We start from the raw sequence: 18,074 nt of genomic DNA, 5'->3' as shown, positions 1-18,074 counted from the left end.
ACTTTGTTTCATTGAGCAATATTAATATTTCTCGGATGATAACTCAAAATTACATCCCGAAGTTCTTCTGTTTTCAAATGAGTATAGATTTCCGTAGTCGTTATACTCGAATGCCCCAGCATTTCCTGGATGTATCGCAAATCTGCGCCATTTTGCAGTAAATGGGTTGCAAATGAATGCCTGAATGTATGAGGTGAGATCTTTTTACTTACCCCGGCTTTATCAGTAAGTTCCTTGATGATAAGAAAAACGATAACCCTGGACATGGATGTCCCCCTGCTGTTCAGAAACAAGATATCTTCGTACTTCTTATTGATTTTATTCTTAGAACGTACCTCATCAATATAGCTCTTCAATAATTCGGCGGTATAATCAGCAAGCGGAACAAATCGGGTTTTATTACCCTTGCCGTTCACTTTGATATAATTTTCCTGGAAATTGATGTTTGAAATTTTTAATTCAATAAGTTCCGAAACACGAAGTCCACATCCGTAAAGAACCTCAATGATGCATTGGTTTCTTTTTCCCAGATCCGAATTAACTTCTATGGCACCGATAATTTTATTGATATCAGGCAGGCTTAAAGTATCCGGAAGATATAAACCTAATTTAGGGCCTTCAAGTAATGCGGCCGGATTGTCTTCACGGAATTCATCTTCGAGTAAGAATTTAAAGAAAGCTTTAATGGATGAAATCCATCTTGCCTGTGATCTTTCACTGAACTTTTGTTTGGAGAGGTTGAAAATATACTCCTGTAAATTTTCGTATCCAATTTTATCTGGACCGACGTTTGCCAGATCTTCTTCTGCGTATTCTTTTAATTTTTTAATGTCTCGTACATACGCATCGAGAGTGTTTTCTGAAAAATTTCTTTCAAATCTGAGAAAAATTTCAAAATCCTTAATTTTTTCATCCCAAGTCATTGTGTGCTTATTTTTTTAATTCATTGTCCGAAATTTGCTCTATTTCAATATGATGGTTTCTTAAAAATGATATTCCGTCATCGTCTGAATATTCATTAATGTAAACTAACCGGGTAATTCCTGCCTGTAAAATCAGTTTGCTGCATTCTTTGCACGGAGAAAGCGTTAAATATAACGTTGCTCCTTTTGCTGACTGGGTGGAAGCTGCTAATTTTAAAATAGCATTGGCTTCAGCATGCAGTACATACCAGTGCGTTTTTCCCTCTTCATCCTCACAGCAGTTTTCAAATCCTGAAGGAGTACCATTGTAACCATCTGAAATAATCATCCTATCTTTTACGATAAGAGCCCCTACCTGCTTTCGTTTACAGTAGGAGAGCTTTGCCCATTCCTGGGCCATTTTTAGATAAGCTTTATCAAACTTATTCATAACCTCAGCATTGTTTTTTTTCGAAATAATTTTGTATTAAGGGCTTAGAAGTTAGGCTTTCTTTTTTCCATAAAAGCAGCCACTCCTTCTTTTTTATCATCTAATTCAAAAAGCTCACCGAAATACTGAATTTCTGTTTCAAAGCCTTTATCCGTATCTGATAAATTAACGGCATGTATTGCCTTAGTTATTGCCATTGGTGAATTCTGGGCAATATGATTTGCTAACTCTTTTGTTTTGGTTAATAATTCTGTAACAGGGTATACTTCGTTAACCAATCCGATCTCTTTAGCTCGCTGAGCAGGGATCATTTTGGCTGAGAAGATCATTTCATTGGCAAGTCCTTTTCCGATAAGTTTTGGTAATCTTTGCGTTCCTCCGTATCCCGGGATTAATCCTAAGGTAACTTCAGGGAGACCCAACTTAGCATTTTCCGATGCATATCTGATGTGGCAAGCCATAGCAAGCTCAAGACCTCCGCCCAATGCAAAACCATTAACGGCTGCAATAACGGGCTTTGTCATATTTTCAATTTTATTGAAGAGTGTATTTTGTCCATTTCTTGCTAATTCTTCAGCTTTTTCCTGTCCAAAATCACTAAATTCCTTAATATCTGCTCCGGCAACAAAAGATTTTTCTCCGCTTCCTGTAAGAATGATTACTCTACATGATACGTCAGAATTCAATACATCCAGTGCCGAACTTATTTCCTGAATGGTCTTTGCATTCAATGCATTTAAACTTTCAGGTCTGTTTATGGTAATAATAGATATTTTATCTTCCTTTTCTAATAATATATTTTGGTAACCCATTTTCAACTTTCAAATACAATCGGCTTGCAAATTATAAATTTTTTGTAAAAAAAAGGAAAAAATATTGATTTTTTTTCCTTATTATGTGATTATTTATTTTATATGATTACTTAGAATGATTCATCATATTCGCATCAATATTAATATTTAGTTGCAAAGCTACTTTCATGCCAAGCTCAATATTGGCTCTGAAAAAATGGCATAACTGTCGGTTGATGATTTCATTTTTCTTTGGACCGTCGATTGCTTTCATACTTTCAACGATATTATGAACAAGATGTTCCCTGTCTTCGGTGTTCATTGCTTTAGTATATAACAGGCCAGGCTGCGTATAATGATCATCATCATTATCATTCCTGTTATAATGAGCTACATGATAACTGTCCAGCTCATATTCGAAGTTTTTATAGGAAGCATCAGGCTTGATGTCGTCAAAGCTATTCGGATGATAATTCGGCTGATCTCCGTAATCTCTGGAATCTGCCATAAACCCGTCTCTTTGATAATTGTTAACCGCAAACGGGCAGCGGTTGACTTCCAGCTGATGGGCATTTACGCCTACCCTGTATCGATGCGCATCGGGATAAGAGAACAATCTTCCCTGCAGCATTTTATCGGGAGAGAAACTGATGCCATTGATTAAATTGCTTGGAGAAAATGTAGATTGCTCCACATGAGCGAAGTAGTTGATAGGAATTTCATTCAATTCCATTTCACCTACTTCAATCAAAGGGAAATCACTTTGAAACCAAACTTTAGTAATGTCGAAAGGATTCCATCTGAATTCTTTGGCCTGCTCTTCCGTCATGACCTGGATATACATTGTCCATTTCGGAAAATCTCCATTTTCTATAGCATTGCAAAGGTCTTCTTGGGCAAAATCCGGATTTTCACCGGCCATTTTTACGGCTTCTTCATTGGTGAAGTTTTTGATGCCCTGCTTGGTTTTTAAATGGAATTTAACCCAAAACCTTTCGTTATCCGCATTAATCATAGAGTAGGTGTGAGACCCAAAGCCATGCATATGCCGGTATCCATAGGGTGTTCCCCTGTCGGACATCAGAATTAAAACCTGATGAAGTGACTCCGGATTCAAGCTCCAGAAATCCCACATCATAGTAGCGCTTTTTAAATTGGTTTTCGGAACTCGTTTTTGGGTATGAATAAAATCCGGGAATTTCTTAGCATCCTTAATAAAGAAAACCGGAGTGTTATTTCCTACTAAATCCCAGTTTCCGTCTTCAGTATAGAACTTTAGGGCAAAACCTCTGGGATCTCTTGCCGTATCAGCACTGCCTTTTTCTCCGCCTACGGTTGAAAAGCGAGCAAACATCCTGCATGAATTTCCGATATTGGAAAATAATTGGGCTTTCGTGTATTTTGTGATATCATGCGTTACAGTAAACTTTCCATAAGCTCCACTACCTTTTGCATGTACAATTCTTTCGGGGATTCTCTCTCTTACAAAATGGGCCAGATTCTCCTGAAGGATAAAATCTTGTAAAAGCACTGGTCCTCTTGGTCCTACCGTCTGGGAATCCTGATGTTCATAATAAGGAGCTCCGTTGCTTGATGTTAATTTTTTAGAATCCATATAGTATGATTTGAATAATAATTCTGCCTTTTCAAAGGTAGTAGTTAAACATAATAAATATCAAATTTACTTGAATTTTTAATTGCTAATAGCAAAAACGTTATATCTTTGTAATAGATAATATTAATCAGATGAACATTCAGCAATTGGAGTATCTTATCGCTGTAGATAAGTATAAACATTTTGGGAAAGCCGCGCAGGCGTGCTTTATTACACAGCCTACTTTAAGTGCAATGATACAAAAATTCGAAGATGAACTGGATGTAAAGGTTTTCGACAGGACAACGCATCCCATCCGTACAACGGATGTGGGCTTACAAATCATTGATCAGGCGAAGGTAATTATAGAATCTGTCAATGAACTAAAGAACAAAGCCAACCTTTTGAACAATATTTTAGGAGGTACTATTAATATAGGAATTATCCCGACTGTTTCGTCTTTCATTTTACCTACGGAGATCTTCAAATTTTTGGAGGAAAATCCGAAAATCCAGATGAACGTAAAAGAGATGACCACTGATAATATTATCAAATCTTTAAAGGCCGGGGAGCTGGACGCGGGAATTATTTCCACGCCTTATGACAGCGCTGATGAATTCTACCAGGATTTCCTGTTCAATGAAGAGCTGATGATCTATAGCTCCGATACAGAGGCTAATAAAAAGAATTCATACATTATCCCGGAAGAACTGAATGTGGAAAAAGTATGGCTTCTTGAAGAAGGGAACTGTCTAAGAAATCAATTTGAAAATATCTGCCATCTGAAAGAAAATACGTTGAAGCCGAAAAATTTGGATTTCCTTGCGTCTAATATTCAGACCCTGGTGCACATGGTAGATAAAGTGGGCGGGATCAGTATTTTGCCTGAATTGGCATTAAGTCAGCTTTCTGAAAAGCAGAAGGAAAATGTTTTCAGGTTTAAAAAGCCTTTCCCTTACAGAGAAATCAGTATTATTTATTATAAACCGACTTTCAAACAGAAGATTATTGATGAATTAGCGAATTCTATCAAAGCTTCTTTAAAGGAAAAGTTGAATTATAATCAAAGTCCAAAAGAATATGTAAGCATAAAGCCACAATAGTTTCTATCTCATAAAGTGATATAAATCATTAATTTAAAGAAAATTATAAATAGCGGTTAAAAATTTGAGTATTAGAAAAATAGTGCTTAAATTTGCCAACGTTTATTAAACGAGGAAAAATTTGACCTGATTGCAACCTCTATAAAAAAATGCTAAAACAGTATTCTTTTTTGAGCTTTCTAGGCAATTATTTCATATTTTTCTTCACTCATTTTTTAATTAAAAACAAAAGAATAATATGTCTTATTTATTTACATCTGAATCTGTTTCAGAAGGACATCCGGATAAAATTGCCGATCAAATTTCCGATGCATTAATTGATCATTTTCTAGCATACGATAAAAATTCAAAAGTAGCTTGTGAAACTCTTGTAACAACAGGACAGGTGGTTTTAGCAGGAGAGGTGAAGTCTGATGCTTACCTTGATGTACAAACTATTGCAAGGGATGTTATCAATGGAATCGGTTATACAAAAGGAGAGTATATGTTTAATGGAGATTCTTGCGGAGTGATTTCTGCTATTCATGAACAGTCTCCGGATATTAACCAGGGTGTTGATAGAGCGGTAGTGGATGAGTCCTTCGAAGGTAAAGCCAATGCCCAGGGTGCAGGTGACCAGGGGATGATGTTTGGTTATGCCACGAATGAAACAGCTAACTATATGCCGTTAGCTCTGGATTTGGCACATACGATCCTTAAAGAGCTTTCTGCAATCAGAAGAGAAAATAAAGAGATCACTTACCTTCGTCCGGATGCAAAAAGCCAGGTAACAATTGAGTACTCTGATGATCATAAGCCTGTTAGAATTGATTCTATTGTAGTTTCCACTCAGCATGATGATTTCGGGACTGAAGAAGAAATGTTGAACAAGATCCGTGAAGACATTAAAAATATTCTGATTCCTAGAGTGGTGGCTCAGCAGACGGAAGAAATCAAAGCTCTATTCAATGATCAGATTAAATATCACATCAACCCTACAGGGAAATTCGTAATCGGAGGACCTCACGGAGATACGGGTCTTACAGGAAGAAAGATCATCGTTGATACTTATGGTGGAAAAGGAGCTCACGGAGGAGGTGCGTTTTCAGGAAAAGATCCTTCCAAAGTAGACCGAAGTGCTGCATATGCCACAAGACATATTGCTAAGAACTTAGTAGCTGCGGGGGTTGCTGATGAAGTTTTAGTACAGGTTTCTTACGCGATCGGTGTTGCTGAACCTTGTGGTTTATATATCAATACATACGGAACATCAAAAGTAGATCTTCATGATGGAGAGATTGCTAAGAAGGTTTCAACTATTTTTGATTTGAGACCATACGCTATTGAGCAGAACCTTAAATTAAGAAATCCGATTTATCAGGAAACCGCTTCTTATGGACATATGGGAAAAGAGCATTATGTAGCTGATAAAACCTTCAACAAAGGCCAAAAGAATGAGATTACTCTGGAAGGACTTGAATTCTTTACCTGGGAGAAGCTGGACAAAGTAAACGAAATTAAAGCTGCTTTCGGAATTTAATTTTCAGCTTTTAATAATAAACGACTGCTTTATCCTACAGATAAGGCAGTTTTTTTTATTTTTACATTTAAATAAAATGATATGATGGTGAACTTCCGTTTGGCAATGGCCGTTTTGCTTGTGTTTTTCTTAGGGAACTTCTCAAAGGCCCAATATACAATGCATAAGATGATTAATGTGGGATATGTATATCAAAACCAGAGTTTTGGGGAAGTAGGGGGTAAATTGCTTTTTTTGAAGAACGATGATGTAATATATAGATTGGGAGGTTCCGCACTTATGGGATCAGCTAACTCCCAATTTGCTATTATGCCGAAATTACAGGCAGATGTATTGCTTAATTTTGAAAAGAATGTAGATTTTTATCATTCCTATTACTTTTTAATCGGAGCCGAAGGAACGAATAAATATGTGGCTCCCAAAGTTGGTGTTACCCTTTTTGGCATCCTGGACCTCACCGGTGGCTATGCTTTTCCTATCGGAGATGCGGAATTGAACGGTAAACAATTGAAAGGATTGAATGTTAATTTCACACTAAATATCCCTACTGTATTCATTCACGATATGTTTAAATGATTTTTTTTAATTATTTTTTGGAAAATATTAATAATAGGTTAACAGTTATTAAAATTTTATTATATTTACATCCATAAAAATCGTACCGCCTATTGATTAGACTTTACTCTAAAGAATTGTTTTGTATTTACAATTGAAGCCAGATAAAATATCTGGAAGATACATTGTCTACAAATTTTTTATTGAGAAGAAAGTTATGAAATCAAAATCGGATAGCCTACTAATTTCCCTTTACCAGAAAGGAGACGAAGAAGCATTATCAACGCTTATTCATCGTCATCAGAGAGAGCTGTTTACATTCATTTTTTACAAAATTAATGATGAAGACCTTGCTAATGATGTTTTTCAGGACACTTTTATGAAAATCATCATCATGCTGAAAGAAGGACGTTACAACGAAGAAGGTAAATTCATTCTTTGGGCCAAAAGAATCGCCCATAATCTTATCATCGACCACTTCAGATTAAAAGCGAAAAACATTAAAGTTTCGGAGACTACTTTTGAAACGGATGAGTATTCTATTTTTGATCTGATCCGGGAGCCTTCTGAAAATATCGAAGACCAGCTGGTGACCAACCAGATTCAGGAAGACTTACTAAGAATGCTGCAATTCCTGCCGGAAAATCAACAGGAAGTGATTAAGCTGAGATTTTTTGACGGACTAAGTTTTAAGGAAATTGCAGATCATACCAACATGAGCATCAATACAACCTTGGGAAGAGTGCGATATGCATTAATAAACCTGAGAAAAATCATGGATGAGAATAATATTATACTAACAAGATAATAATTATTAATATTTCTCGTTTTAAGGAAAAACATTCACTCGCCTATGAGAAAAAATGATTCCCTAAAAGAGAAAACTTTGAAACCAAAAAAACAAACAATTGATTTTTTGCTTAACTTTTCAAAGAACTTGGAAGTTGTTAAGACCAAGAATAAGAATTATCCGATTTCCAAAAATTAAAATTATTAATTTTGTGCTGTATGAAAATTCAGCACATTTTTTTTGACCTCGACAACACCCTTTGGGATCATCGCAAGAACGCTTATCGTACCATCAAAGACCTTTTCGAAAAACAGGAAATTACGTTACAGTACCATATTGATTTTGAAGAATTTCATAGTGTTTATCATGAAATTAATGAAGCATTGTGGGAAAAGATCAGAGACGGGATTATTGGCAAAGAGTATTTAAGAAAGCATCGTTTTTATGATACTTTTAAGCATTTTGGCGTTGATAATGAGGAGCTTTCTCTATATTTTGAAGAGCATTTTCTTGATAAAATTCTTAATCATAACGAATTGGTGGAAGGAACAAAAGCTATTTTGGAATATCTGAAATCAAAAGGATATACTTTGCATGTGATCTCCAATGGTTTCCAGGAAGTAACGGAGAGAAAGTGCCTTTTATCCGGGATTGCAAAATATTTTAATACGATTACCAGTGCGGATTCTGTAGGCGTAAGAAAACCCAATCCTGCTATTTTTGAATATTCTTTAGGGCTTTCCAATGCTAAAAGAGAAGAAAGTATTTTAATTGGTGATGACTGGGTTGCAGATGTGGTAGGAGCACAAAGTTTCGGAATGGATGTCATTTTCTTTGATGCTCTGAATGAAAACAGGGAAGAGGAGGGGTTAAAGACCATCAAACAACTTTTACAGATAAAAAACTATTTATAATATGAAAATTCAAAATGAAAATGCAACACCCGCTTCCTCTTTAAAAGGAATCAATATAATCTTTTTCGGTTTGCTTTTAGGGATGGTTGCGATGGGAAGTATGATTTATATAACGAACCCTACGGAAAATTTTAGCTTCGATTTTAAAAATCCTCTTTTAATTCTAACACTCATAATGATGATTACCGGGGTTTTTGTAAGTGGATTTCTATATAATTCCCTAAAAAGTAAGATTGAAAAAAATGATTCTTTAAATAGTAAAATTTCAAAAATTCAACAGGCATTACTCATACGGTTTGCTTTAATTGAAGGACCTGCTTTATTAGGAATTATATTGTATTTAAAAGAATCTAACCTTGCGTTTCTCATGCTTTCCGCAATGATGATTCTTTACTTCATAACACTGAAGCCATCAAAAAGTAAGCTTGCAGATGATATGGACCTCACTTCTGAGCAAAGAAGAGAAATTGAATAAATAGAAATAAAGCCTTTCGATCTGAAAGGCTTTTTATGTACTGAAGTCAGAAATTTTAAATTCCCAAACTTGTTCTTACTCTTTTAATGGTTTCCAAAGCAATAACTCTTGTTTTGTCCGCACCTTCCTGAAGCTTAGCTTCCAGTTCTTCCAGGTTATTCATATAATACGCAAACAATTCCCTTTCCTTGGCAAAACGGGTTAGGATCAGATTTAAAAGCTCAGTTTTGGCATGACCGTAACCGAAATTTCCGGCCAGATATTTCGCTCTTAATTCTTCTGTCTGCCCAGGAGTTGCTATCAGCTGATAGATAGCAAACACTTTGTCTGTTTCAGGATCTTTTGGCTCTTCAAGGCTTTTAGAATCTGTTTCAATACTCATTACCTGCTTTTTCAATTCTTTTTCAGGTAAGAAAATATTGATGATGTTTCCTCTGGATTTAGACATTTTCTGTCCGTCGATTCCGGGAACATATTTCGTATTTTCCTGAAGCTCAGCCTGAGGAAGCACTAAAACATCTCCCATCTGGTTATTAAATCTGGAAGCTACATCACGGGCAATTTCCAAATGTTGTAGCTGATCTTTCCCAACCGGGACAATTTCTGCGTCATACAATAGAATATCGGCAGCCATCAAAATAGGATAGGTAAATAAACCTGCATTCACATCCTGTAATCGGTCTGCTTTATCTTTGAAAGAATGAGCAAGCGTTAATCTCTGGTAAGGAAAAAAACATGATAAATGCCAAGATAGTTCACAGGTTTCAGGGATATCACTCTGTCTGTAAAAATAGGTTTTTTCCGTATCCAGCCCACAAGCAAGCCAAGCCGCAGCGATCTCGTAGGTATTTTGTTTTAGCTCTTCCGCATTTTTAATCTGTGTTAGCGAATGGAGATTCGCTATGAATAAAAATGACTCATTTCCTTCCTGCTTCGATAGTTCGATGGCAGGAATAATAGCACCTAGTAAATTTCCAAGGTGCGGTGTTCCGGTGGCTTGAATGCCGGTAAGAATTCTTGACATTTGTTTTTTATTTATAAAAATTAATGAATTGCAAATTTAATAGGTTTCTTTGTGATCTTCTTAATCTGCAGGAAATTTTTACTAAGGAATTACGATTTTATCTCCACCGAATTTAGGCTCAACTCCGAAAAGCAAATCCCAATATGTTTTTGCCTTGGCTATATATTCACGGATATTGGTTTTTAATCCTGCATACTTGTTAACGTCCGGTGCGTTATATCCATAGGCTTCCATTCCATTTTTCCGGGCTAAAAAGACAGCTCTCTCATTATGGAACTTTTGGGAAATAATCACCAGTTTTTTCTGCCCGAAGATCTCTTTTGCCCTCACCACGGAATCCAGAGTTCTGAAACCTGCGAAGTCCATAAAAATCTTATCTTGTGGAATTCCATACTTCATTAATGTCAACTGCATATCTTCAGGTTCATTATAATCTTTCCTGCTGTTGTCCCCACTTACTATCACGTATTGAATTTTCCCGCTTTTATAAAGATCTACTGTTGCCTGAATCCTGTTGTAGAAATAAGCATTGGGCATTCCGTTACTCAATGTTTTGCTGGTTCCAAGAAGTAAAGCAGTTTTTGTTGTCGGAACATCGGAAATCGTATATGACACAAAAGGGTCGCTTTGTTTTTTAATGCTGTAGTTGGCAAAAGCAATAAAAATAATTCCTGCAACCATAAGAAGCAGGAAAATTTTAAAAGTATTTTTGATGAATCTTTTCATTTTTAAAACTCAAGGCCGTTGGGAAATGCCTTTTTCCTGAAAATTAATAATAAAACCGCACCAATAGTAATGGCTGAATCCGCAACATTGAAAATATATTTGAAAAACTCAATATGTTTTCCTCCGATTATCGGAAAATTTTGAGGAACATACCAATCCACTAATGGGAAATGCAGCATATCTACCACACATCCTTTCATAAAGGTAGAATATCCTTCCCCGAAAGGTACAAATTTGGAAACTCCGCCGTAGCCAATCCATCGGTCAATGCTTGGATCATAAACTGTTCCGCTGTCGAAAATCAAACCGTAGAACATACCGTCAATAAGATTTCCAATTGCACCGGCAAAAATCATGGCCATAGGAATCAAAAGATAATTGGATTCTCCTCTTTGCAGCCATTTTCTGAAAAGGTAAATCATTCCTCCAATTAGTAATACTCTTACGATTACCAGGAAATATTTACCAATAATTCCTCCGAAATGAAGCCCGTAAGCCATTCCCGGATTTTCCACAAAGGTAAGCTTGAAACCTGGGAAGACAGAAACGCTGTCGTCGAGGTTGAAATGGGTTTTAATATAGATTTTTGAAGCCTGGTCAATTAATAATATAAGGAATGTTACGGCTAAGATCTTTTTCAAGGTTTCTAAATTTTATCTTTCTTTAATTTATTTTTTGGACAATTCATCGAGTCTTTTCCTGTCTTTTGCGGAAAGGTCATTAATACCGTTTTTGCCCATTTTTCCTAAAAGGCGGTCGATTTCTTTTTCTCTTTCCCGCCTATTGGAATTAAATTGATCATCTATGGTGTAATTCTTCTGCTTGTCCGGAAAGAATCTGTTTTTGACCCAATCTCTGTTGAAAAACCAAAGAATCACTATAAGAATAATCCCTAAAATGATATATTCGCTCATGGGTATACATTAAAAATTAGGTTTATAAAGTATCTGTGAAATACAATATAAACCCAAATGTATTGTTGCAAACCAATGGTTATTTCTGCATGTTTTTCGCTTCGATACTTAACGTAGCGTGCGGAACAGCCAAAAGCCTTTCTTTAGGGATCAGCTTGCCTGTTACTCTGCAAACACCATAGGTTTTGTTTTCAATTCTTATCAGCGCATTTTTCAGATCACGGATGAATTTTTCCTGTCTTCCTGCTAAAATTGCATTTTGTTCTTTGCTAAGGGTCTCTGCACCCTCTTCAAATGCTTTAAAGGTAGGGGATGTGTCATCCGTTCCGTTATTCTGGTCATTGATGAAACTTTCGTTGATCAGTGCCAAATCTTTCTCAGCTTTTGCAATCTTTTCGTGGATGATTTTCTTAAATTCCTGTAAATCAGCATCGCTATATCTTACTCTTTCGTCTTGCATGTTCTTTTCTCTTTTTTAATAAAATTATGAAATGGAATTTGAAATACAATAACTATATGTTAATTTTTTTCAATATTTACCTTAAAATTAACGGTATCTATTTCGATTTCGTTAAAATTAAGAAGTGAAGATACAACTTCTATTTTATTTGACAAGACTTCGGACGAAATATATTCTTCATTTTTCCTGATATCTTCAAGAAATGGAGAATTCTCTTCAATAGAGATTTTAATTCTGTCGGTCAGGTCAAAATCTTTGTCTTTTCTTAAGTTCTGAATTCTGTTGATGAATTCTCTTGCAATACCTTCAGATTTTAATTCCTCTGTTAACGTCAAATCTAATGCCACAGTTGTTTTTCCATCAGAAGTTACCGTCCACCCCGGAATATCTTTTGTTGAGATTTCTACGTCATCAAGGGTGATCTCATAGCCCTGGATGTCTATTTTCCCATCTTTCTCAAGACTTGAAATCTGTTCTGAAGAGAAATTGGCAATTTCATTCCCAACCACTTTCATGTCTTTTCCTAATTTAGGACCAAGAGCTTTGAAATTAGGCTTAATTTGTTTTACAATTAAATGAGATGCTTCTTCAGCATTGATCAATTGTAATTCTTTCACATTCACCTCCTGCTTGATCAATTCCGCCACGGTTAAGATTTGTTCTTCCGTTTTAGAATCCAATACAGGAACCAATACTTTTTGTAATGGTTGGCGTACCTTTACGTTTTCCTTCTTTCTTAAAGAGAATACCATGCTGGTGATATTCTGTGCTAAATGCGTTTTCTCAACCAGATCCTGATCGATTAAACTTTCATCAGTAACAGGGAAATCCGTTAAGTGTACAGATTCATACGTTTCTTTTCCTGTAACTTTATTTAAATCCTGGTACAGCTGATCCATAAAGAACGGAGCAATGGGTGCCGATAATTTGGCTACCACTTCAAGACAGGTATATAAAGTCTGGTAAGCAGAGATTTTATCTTCCGTATAGTCTCCCTTCCAGAAACGCCTTCTGCATAGTCTTACATACCAGTTACTTAAATTGTCATTCACAAAAGTACTGATTGCTCTTGCTACTCTTGTCGGCTCATAATCTTCATAGAATGCTTTTACCTCTTTAATTAAAAGATTAAGCTCGGAAAGGATCCATCTGTCGATTTCCGGACGGTTTTCCACTTCTTTTTCCGAATAATTGAATCCGTCAACATTTGCATATAAAGCAAAGAATGAATAGGTATTGTACAGCGTTCCGAAGAACTTTCTTCTTACTTCATCTATTCCTTCGATATCAAACTTTAAGTTTTCCCAAGGATTGGCATTGGAGATCATGTACCAACGTGTTGCATCCGGTCCGTAAACGGAAAGCGTTTCGAACGGATCTACTGCGTTTCCTAAACGTTTTGACATTTTCTGTCCGTTTTTATCCAAAACAAGCCCGTTACTCATTACATTTTTATAAGCAACAGAATCAAAAACAGCAGTAGCAATCGCATGAAGGGTATAGAACCAACCACGAGTCTGGTCAACACCTTCTGCGATGAAATCTGCCGGGAATGCTTTATTGCTGTCAATCATTTCCTTATTTTCAAAAGGATAGTGCAGCTGTGCATACGGCATAGAACCTGAATCGAACCAAACGTCGATAAGGTCGCTTTCGCGTTTCATCGGTCTTCCTGATTCCGAAACTAAAACTACTTTATCCACTACATTTTTGTGTAGGTCAACTAAAGAATAGTTTTCTTCGGACATATTTCCGATCTCAAAACCTTTGAACGGATTTTCAGTCATGAATCCTTTTTCAACCGATTTTTCGATTTCGTTATATAATTCCTCTACAGAACCCATGATTTTTTCTTCTTTCAGATCATCTGTTCTCCAGATTGGTAATGGGATTCCCCAGTATCTTGAGCGGGATAAGTTCCAGTCGTTCACATTTTCCAGCCAGTTAGCAAAACGTCCTTCTCCGGTAGCTTTTGGCTTCCAGTTGATCTCTTTATTCAGGTCAACCAATCTGTCTTTTACAGCAGTCATTTTCACAAACCATGAATCCAAAGGATAATACAATACCGGTTTGTCAGTTCTCCAGCAATGTGGATAACTGTGGACATATTTTTCTACTTTGAAGGCTTTGTTTTCAGTCTTCAGTAAGATCGCCAATTCTACATCCCAGGATTTTTCAGGAGCCGTTCCATCATCATAGTATTCGTTCTTGATATATTTTCCGGAGAAAACTTCCGGAACATGTTCTCCGGAAAGGAATCTACCTTGTAAATCTACCAATGGAACAAGATTATCATTTTCATCTTTCACCAACATTGGTGGAACACCGGCTTCTTTCGCTACTCTTGCATCATCGGCACCAAAAGTAGGCGCGATGTGAACGATACCGGTACCATCTTCCGTCGTTACAAAATCTCCTAAAATTACTCTGAATGCTTTTTCAGGAGTTTCATCCGGAGTGAACCAAGGGATTAATTGCTCATACTGAGTTCCTGCGAGACGTTCTCCTGTAAATTCTTTTAAAACTCTATAAGGAATTGTTTTGCTTTCTGCGGTATAATTTGCGAAATCCTCATCAGTTCCTTCCACATATTTTTTACCGAATACTTTAGGTAAAAGCATTCTGGATAATACTACTGTTACAGGCTCAAATGTATATTGGTTGAAAGTCTTAACTAAATAATATTCAATGTCTCTTCCTACTGCAAGAGCAGTATTAGAAGGCAACGTCCATGGAGTTGTTGTCCAAGCCAGGATGTTTACATCACCATCCACATCATTGAATAGTTCGGAAGATTCTTTCTTTACTTTAAATTGAGCCACGATCGTAGTATCTGAAACATCACGATATGTTCCAGGCTGATTCAATTCGTGAGAAGAAAGCCCTGTTCCTGCTTTTGGAGAATACGGCTGGATCGTGTAGCCTTTATACAATAAGTTTTTATCATACAATTGTTTCAGCAGCCACCAAACGGTCTCCATATATTTTGACTTGTAGGTGATATACGGATCATCAAGATCTACCCAGTATCCGATTTTCTCTGTAAGATCATTCCAAACATCGGTATAACGCATTACCGCTTCACGGCAGGCTTTGTTATAGTCTTCAATAGAGATTTTTTTGCCAATATCTTCCTTCGTTATTCCTAATTCTTTTTCTACACCAAGTTCCACAGGAAGTCCATGTGTATCCCAACCCGCCTTACGGAAAACCTGCTTCCCGTTCTGCGTCTGGAAACGACAGAAAATATCCTTTAACGCTCTCGCCATAACGTGGTGGATTCCGGGCATACCGTTTGCAGAAGGTGGACCTTCATAAAATACAAACTCAGGATTGCCTTCACGAATTTCAACACTTTTGCTGAATGTTTTATTGTGTTTCCAGAATTCCGATACATTCTCGGCTATGTCGATAAGGTTGAGGTTTTTATATTCTTTAAATTGGCTCATTGTAAATTATCTCAATTCGATGATTAATTAAGTTTGCAAATTTAGTGAATTTTGTCGGTTTATAATATATGTTTTATTTAGGTCTGTCTATTAAAAACTTCACTTCCAGAATGGTAAATATAAAGGCTGAGATTAATGATGAGATCTTTTTGCTATCTCGCAGATTGAGCTGATGGCGCAGATTTTAATAGATCATGTTTGGAAATTTGTGAAATCTGTGGGAGGAAAAGAATAAAAGAAATATATTTAAGTTTTAATACATTTGTTACTTTAAAATTACAACCATTGGAATTCTATCCGGCTATTGAAAAATCGAATGTTCAGGAAATTAAAAATTTTCAGGAAGAAAAGCTTCAAGAACTGCTGATCTATCTTGAAAGAAATTCCCCTTTCTATCAACGACTATTTAAAGAAAACAATATCAGTATTAGTGATATTCAATCGTTGGAACACCTACAGAAAATTCCAACCACTACAAAAAATGATCTTCAACAGTACAATCACGATTTTTTCTGCATCTCCTACGATAAAATTGTAGATTACAGTACCACTTCCGGAACATTGGGAGATCCTGTGACTTTTGGGTTGTCAGACAATGATCTTGAAAGATTAGCTTACAATGAGGCTATTTCTTTTGCCTGTGCAGGAATTCAAAAAGGAGATGTTGTACAGATGATCACGACCATTGATAAGAGATTCATGGCCGGCCTTGCCTATTTTTTAGGATTGAGAAAAATGGGGGCAAGTGTCGTTAGAATGGGGCCCGGAATTCCGGAATTACAATGGGACTCCATTTTCAGATATAAACCGAAATATCTGATCACGGTTCCTTCTTTTCTGTTAAAGATGATTGATTATGCGGAGAAAAACGAATTGGATTATAAAAATTCCAGTGTGTATGGAGCTGTTTGTATTGGAGAAAGCATCAAAAATCAAGATTTTACGGATAATATTCTCTCGCAGAAGATCAAAGAAAAATGGGATATTAAGCTTTTTTCCACCTATGCTTCTACAGAAATGAGTACGGCTTTTACGGAATGTGAATTCCAGATCGGTGGACATCATCATCCTGAACTGATCATTACAGAAATTCTTGATGACGATGGAAATCCTGTGAAAGAGAACGAAAGTGGTGAATTAACGATTACTACTTTAGGCGTGGAAGCAATTCCTTTATTGAGATTTAAAACAGGAGATATTGTAAAGGCTCATTACGAACCCTGCAAATGCGGAAGAAATACAATGCGTTTAGGACCTGTGATCGGGAGAAAACAGCAAATGATCAAATACAAAGGGACTACTTTATATCCGCCTGCAATGAATGATATTCTTAATGATTTTACTTCTATTTCCTGTTATCAGATCGTGATTCAGTCCAATGAAATAGGATTAGATGAGATTATCATTAAGGTAAGTACAGAAAGGGAGGACGAAAATTTTGTGAATGAAGTGAGGGATCATTTCCGGGCAAAATTAAGGGTAAGTCCGAAAATTGAAATCATGGAGTTTGATGTTTTATCTAAAGTGGTTCATCATCCGAATAGCAGAAAACCAATTACTTTTATTGATTTGAGATAAAACTAAATTCAAAAATTAACCAAAATATAATTACAGCAGTTCAGAAGGACTGCTTTTTACAATATATTTGTGAACTTATTTTAAATATAAACTATGAAAAAAACATTTTTGCTGCTATTTATAGCAATTACAACTACACTTTTTGCACAAAATCAACTTAGTATTGTGAAAGGAAGTTTTGACTTTTTAAAAGACCAGACCGAAGTGAATGTGCAGCTGAAATTTGACAATACCCGTTATCAGGTAGAAAATTTTACCGAAGAACAGTATCTTGAAGAAAGGAAAAAAGATGTTTTAGCCAATCCGAAGAGAGGTGAAGAAGCATGGAAGAAATGGAGCAATGAATGGATGAGGTTTAAAGATACTGAGTATTTAAAATATTTTATAAAAGGAGCCAATAAAAAGTCGAAAATTGCCTACGGAAACGATACAAAGGCAAAATATACTTTAATCATTGATGCCCAATGGATTTATGCGGGATGGCATGGCGGATTTGTAGGGCAGGAAGCCAAGCTGACCTCAAATATGAAATTTGTAGAAACAGACAATCCTTCAAATGTAGTCCTGGAAATACGGGCTGATCAGATTTTAGGAAAGCCGCAAAACAAAGATTTTGTAATGGAATACGGCAGAATTGCCGGAGCATTTGAAGCTACAGGTAGCAGATTGATGGGAAAAGAGTATAAAAGAGCTTTGAGAAAATAAACAGTTTCGGGGGGCGGCCCGCCGCCCCCCCATAAATGAACTTTGTATTTCTTCATTTAAAAATATATATACAAATTTATAATTAATTGTTAAATTTATTTATTAAAAAACTTATTATATATAT

General features: G+C 36.1%; 18 protein-coding genes. 8 read left to right on the top strand and 10 right to left on the bottom strand.

Features of this window, described 5'->3' with window-relative positions; all coding sequences use genetic code 11:
- Positions 1 to 8: 8 nt before the first annotated feature.
- From xerD to ACGHIN_RS04255, 4 genes are all read right to left on the bottom strand, one after another.
- Positions 9 to 923, bottom strand: coding sequence for a site-specific tyrosine recombinase XerD (xerD, locus tag ACGHIN_RS04270; protein ID WP_390451103.1), 915 nt, complete (start codon positions 921 to 923; stop codon positions 9 to 11).
- A gap of 7 nt (positions 924 to 930) precedes the next feature.
- A complete protein-coding gene (locus ACGHIN_RS04265; protein ID WP_123264300.1) occupies positions 931 to 1,353 on the bottom strand; it encodes a deoxycytidylate deaminase in 423 nt (140 codons plus the stop codon).
- A gap of 44 nt (positions 1,354 to 1,397) precedes the next feature.
- Entirely contained in the window at positions 1,398 to 2,165 is a 768-nt protein-coding gene (locus tag ACGHIN_RS04260) for an enoyl-CoA hydratase/isomerase family protein (protein WP_390451102.1), read from the bottom strand.
- Between the two features lie 106 nt (positions 2,166 to 2,271).
- Positions 2,272 to 3,759 carry a catalase gene (locus ACGHIN_RS04255; protein ID WP_390451100.1) on the bottom strand — a complete coding sequence of 496 codons (1,488 nt, stop codon included), beginning with the start codon at positions 3,757 to 3,759 and terminating at the stop codon, positions 2,272 to 2,274.
- A 131-nt stretch (positions 3,760 to 3,890) separates the two neighbouring features.
- Here ACGHIN_RS04255 and ACGHIN_RS04250 point away from each other — a divergent pair, with 131 nt between their 5' ends.
- The 6 genes from ACGHIN_RS04250 (at position 3,891) to ACGHIN_RS04225 (ending at position 9,094) form a co-directional block, all read left to right on the top strand.
- Positions 3,891 to 4,841 carry a LysR substrate-binding domain-containing protein gene (locus tag ACGHIN_RS04250; protein ID WP_390451098.1) on the top strand — a complete coding sequence of 317 codons (951 nt, stop codon included), beginning with the start codon at positions 3,891 to 3,893 and terminating at the stop codon, positions 4,839 to 4,841.
- Between the two features lie 238 nt (positions 4,842 to 5,079).
- The gene (gene metK, locus ACGHIN_RS04245; RefSeq protein WP_390451096.1) at positions 5,080 to 6,360 is read left to right on the top strand and encodes a methionine adenosyltransferase; all 1,281 of its coding nucleotides are present in this window, start codon (positions 5,080 to 5,082) and stop codon (positions 6,358 to 6,360) included.
- 84 nt (positions 6,361 to 6,444) lie between these two features.
- A complete protein-coding gene (locus tag ACGHIN_RS04240) occupies positions 6,445 to 6,936 on the top strand; it encodes a hypothetical protein (protein ID WP_390451243.1) in 492 nt (163 codons plus the stop codon).
- A 196-nt stretch (positions 6,937 to 7,132) separates the two neighbouring features.
- Positions 7,133 to 7,723 carry an RNA polymerase sigma factor gene (locus ACGHIN_RS04235; protein ID WP_390451094.1) on the top strand — a complete coding sequence of 197 codons (591 nt, stop codon included), beginning with the start codon at positions 7,133 to 7,135 and terminating at the stop codon, positions 7,721 to 7,723.
- Between the two features lie 200 nt (positions 7,724 to 7,923).
- Entirely contained in the window at positions 7,924 to 8,619 is a 696-nt protein-coding gene (locus ACGHIN_RS04230; RefSeq protein ID WP_390451093.1) for a YjjG family noncanonical pyrimidine nucleotidase, read from the top strand.
- A gap of 1 nt (position 8,620) precedes the next feature.
- Entirely contained in the window at positions 8,621 to 9,094 is a 474-nt protein-coding gene (locus ACGHIN_RS04225) for a hypothetical protein (protein WP_390451091.1), read from the top strand.
- Between the two features lie 55 nt (positions 9,095 to 9,149).
- On the opposite strand, the gene trpS is transcribed toward ACGHIN_RS04225, so the two are convergent.
- The 6 genes from trpS to ileS all read right to left on the bottom strand — a co-directional run bounded on the left by trpS (position 9,150) and on the right by ileS (position 15,667).
- The gene (trpS, locus tag ACGHIN_RS04220; RefSeq protein WP_390451089.1) at positions 9,150 to 10,118 is read right to left on the bottom strand and encodes a tryptophan--tRNA ligase; all 969 of its coding nucleotides are present in this window, start codon (positions 10,116 to 10,118) and stop codon (positions 9,150 to 9,152) included.
- Positions 10,119 to 10,199: 81 nt separating this feature from the next.
- Positions 10,200 to 10,844, bottom strand: coding sequence for a SanA/YdcF family protein (locus ACGHIN_RS04215; protein WP_390451087.1), 645 nt, complete (start codon positions 10,842 to 10,844; stop codon positions 10,200 to 10,202).
- Positions 10,845 to 10,846: 2 nt separating this feature from the next.
- Positions 10,847 to 11,485, bottom strand: coding sequence for a lipoprotein signal peptidase (locus ACGHIN_RS04210; protein ID WP_390451085.1), 639 nt, complete (start codon positions 11,483 to 11,485; stop codon positions 10,847 to 10,849).
- A gap of 27 nt (positions 11,486 to 11,512) precedes the next feature.
- Positions 11,513 to 11,758, bottom strand: coding sequence for a DUF6576 domain-containing protein (locus ACGHIN_RS04205; protein ID WP_390451083.1), 246 nt, complete (start codon positions 11,756 to 11,758; stop codon positions 11,513 to 11,515).
- A gap of 79 nt (positions 11,759 to 11,837) precedes the next feature.
- Positions 11,838 to 12,218, bottom strand: coding sequence for a TraR/DksA family transcriptional regulator (locus ACGHIN_RS04200; RefSeq protein ID WP_123264311.1), 381 nt, complete (start codon positions 12,216 to 12,218; stop codon positions 11,838 to 11,840).
- A gap of 59 nt (positions 12,219 to 12,277) precedes the next feature.
- Complete coding sequence (gene ileS / locus ACGHIN_RS04195; RefSeq protein ID WP_390451081.1) at positions 12,278 to 15,667, bottom strand: isoleucine--tRNA ligase; 3,390 nt, start codon at positions 15,665 to 15,667, stop codon at positions 12,278 to 12,280.
- Positions 15,668 to 15,952: 285 nt separating this feature from the next.
- On the opposite strand from ileS, the gene flxY reads away from it, so the two are divergent.
- Positions 15,953 to 17,245 (top strand): flexirubin biosynthesis putative acyl-CoA ligase FlxY, encoded by a 1,293-nt coding sequence (flxY, locus tag ACGHIN_RS04190; protein ID WP_390451079.1) that lies wholly within the window; start codon positions 15,953 to 15,955, stop codon positions 17,243 to 17,245.
- Positions 17,246 to 17,338: 93 nt separating this feature from the next.
- Complete coding sequence (locus tag ACGHIN_RS04185; RefSeq protein WP_390451077.1) at positions 17,339 to 17,950, top strand: hypothetical protein; 612 nt, start codon at positions 17,339 to 17,341, stop codon at positions 17,948 to 17,950.
- Positions 17,951 to 18,074: the final 124 nt, after the last annotated feature.

The sequence above is a fragment of the Chryseobacterium barbadense genome (assembly GCF_042849955.1).
Lineage (GTDB): Bacteria > Bacteroidota > Bacteroidia > Flavobacteriales > Weeksellaceae > Chryseobacterium.
The sequence above is the reverse complement of the archived record's forward strand: the minus strand, read 5'-3'. Positions and strand labels throughout refer to the sequence as shown.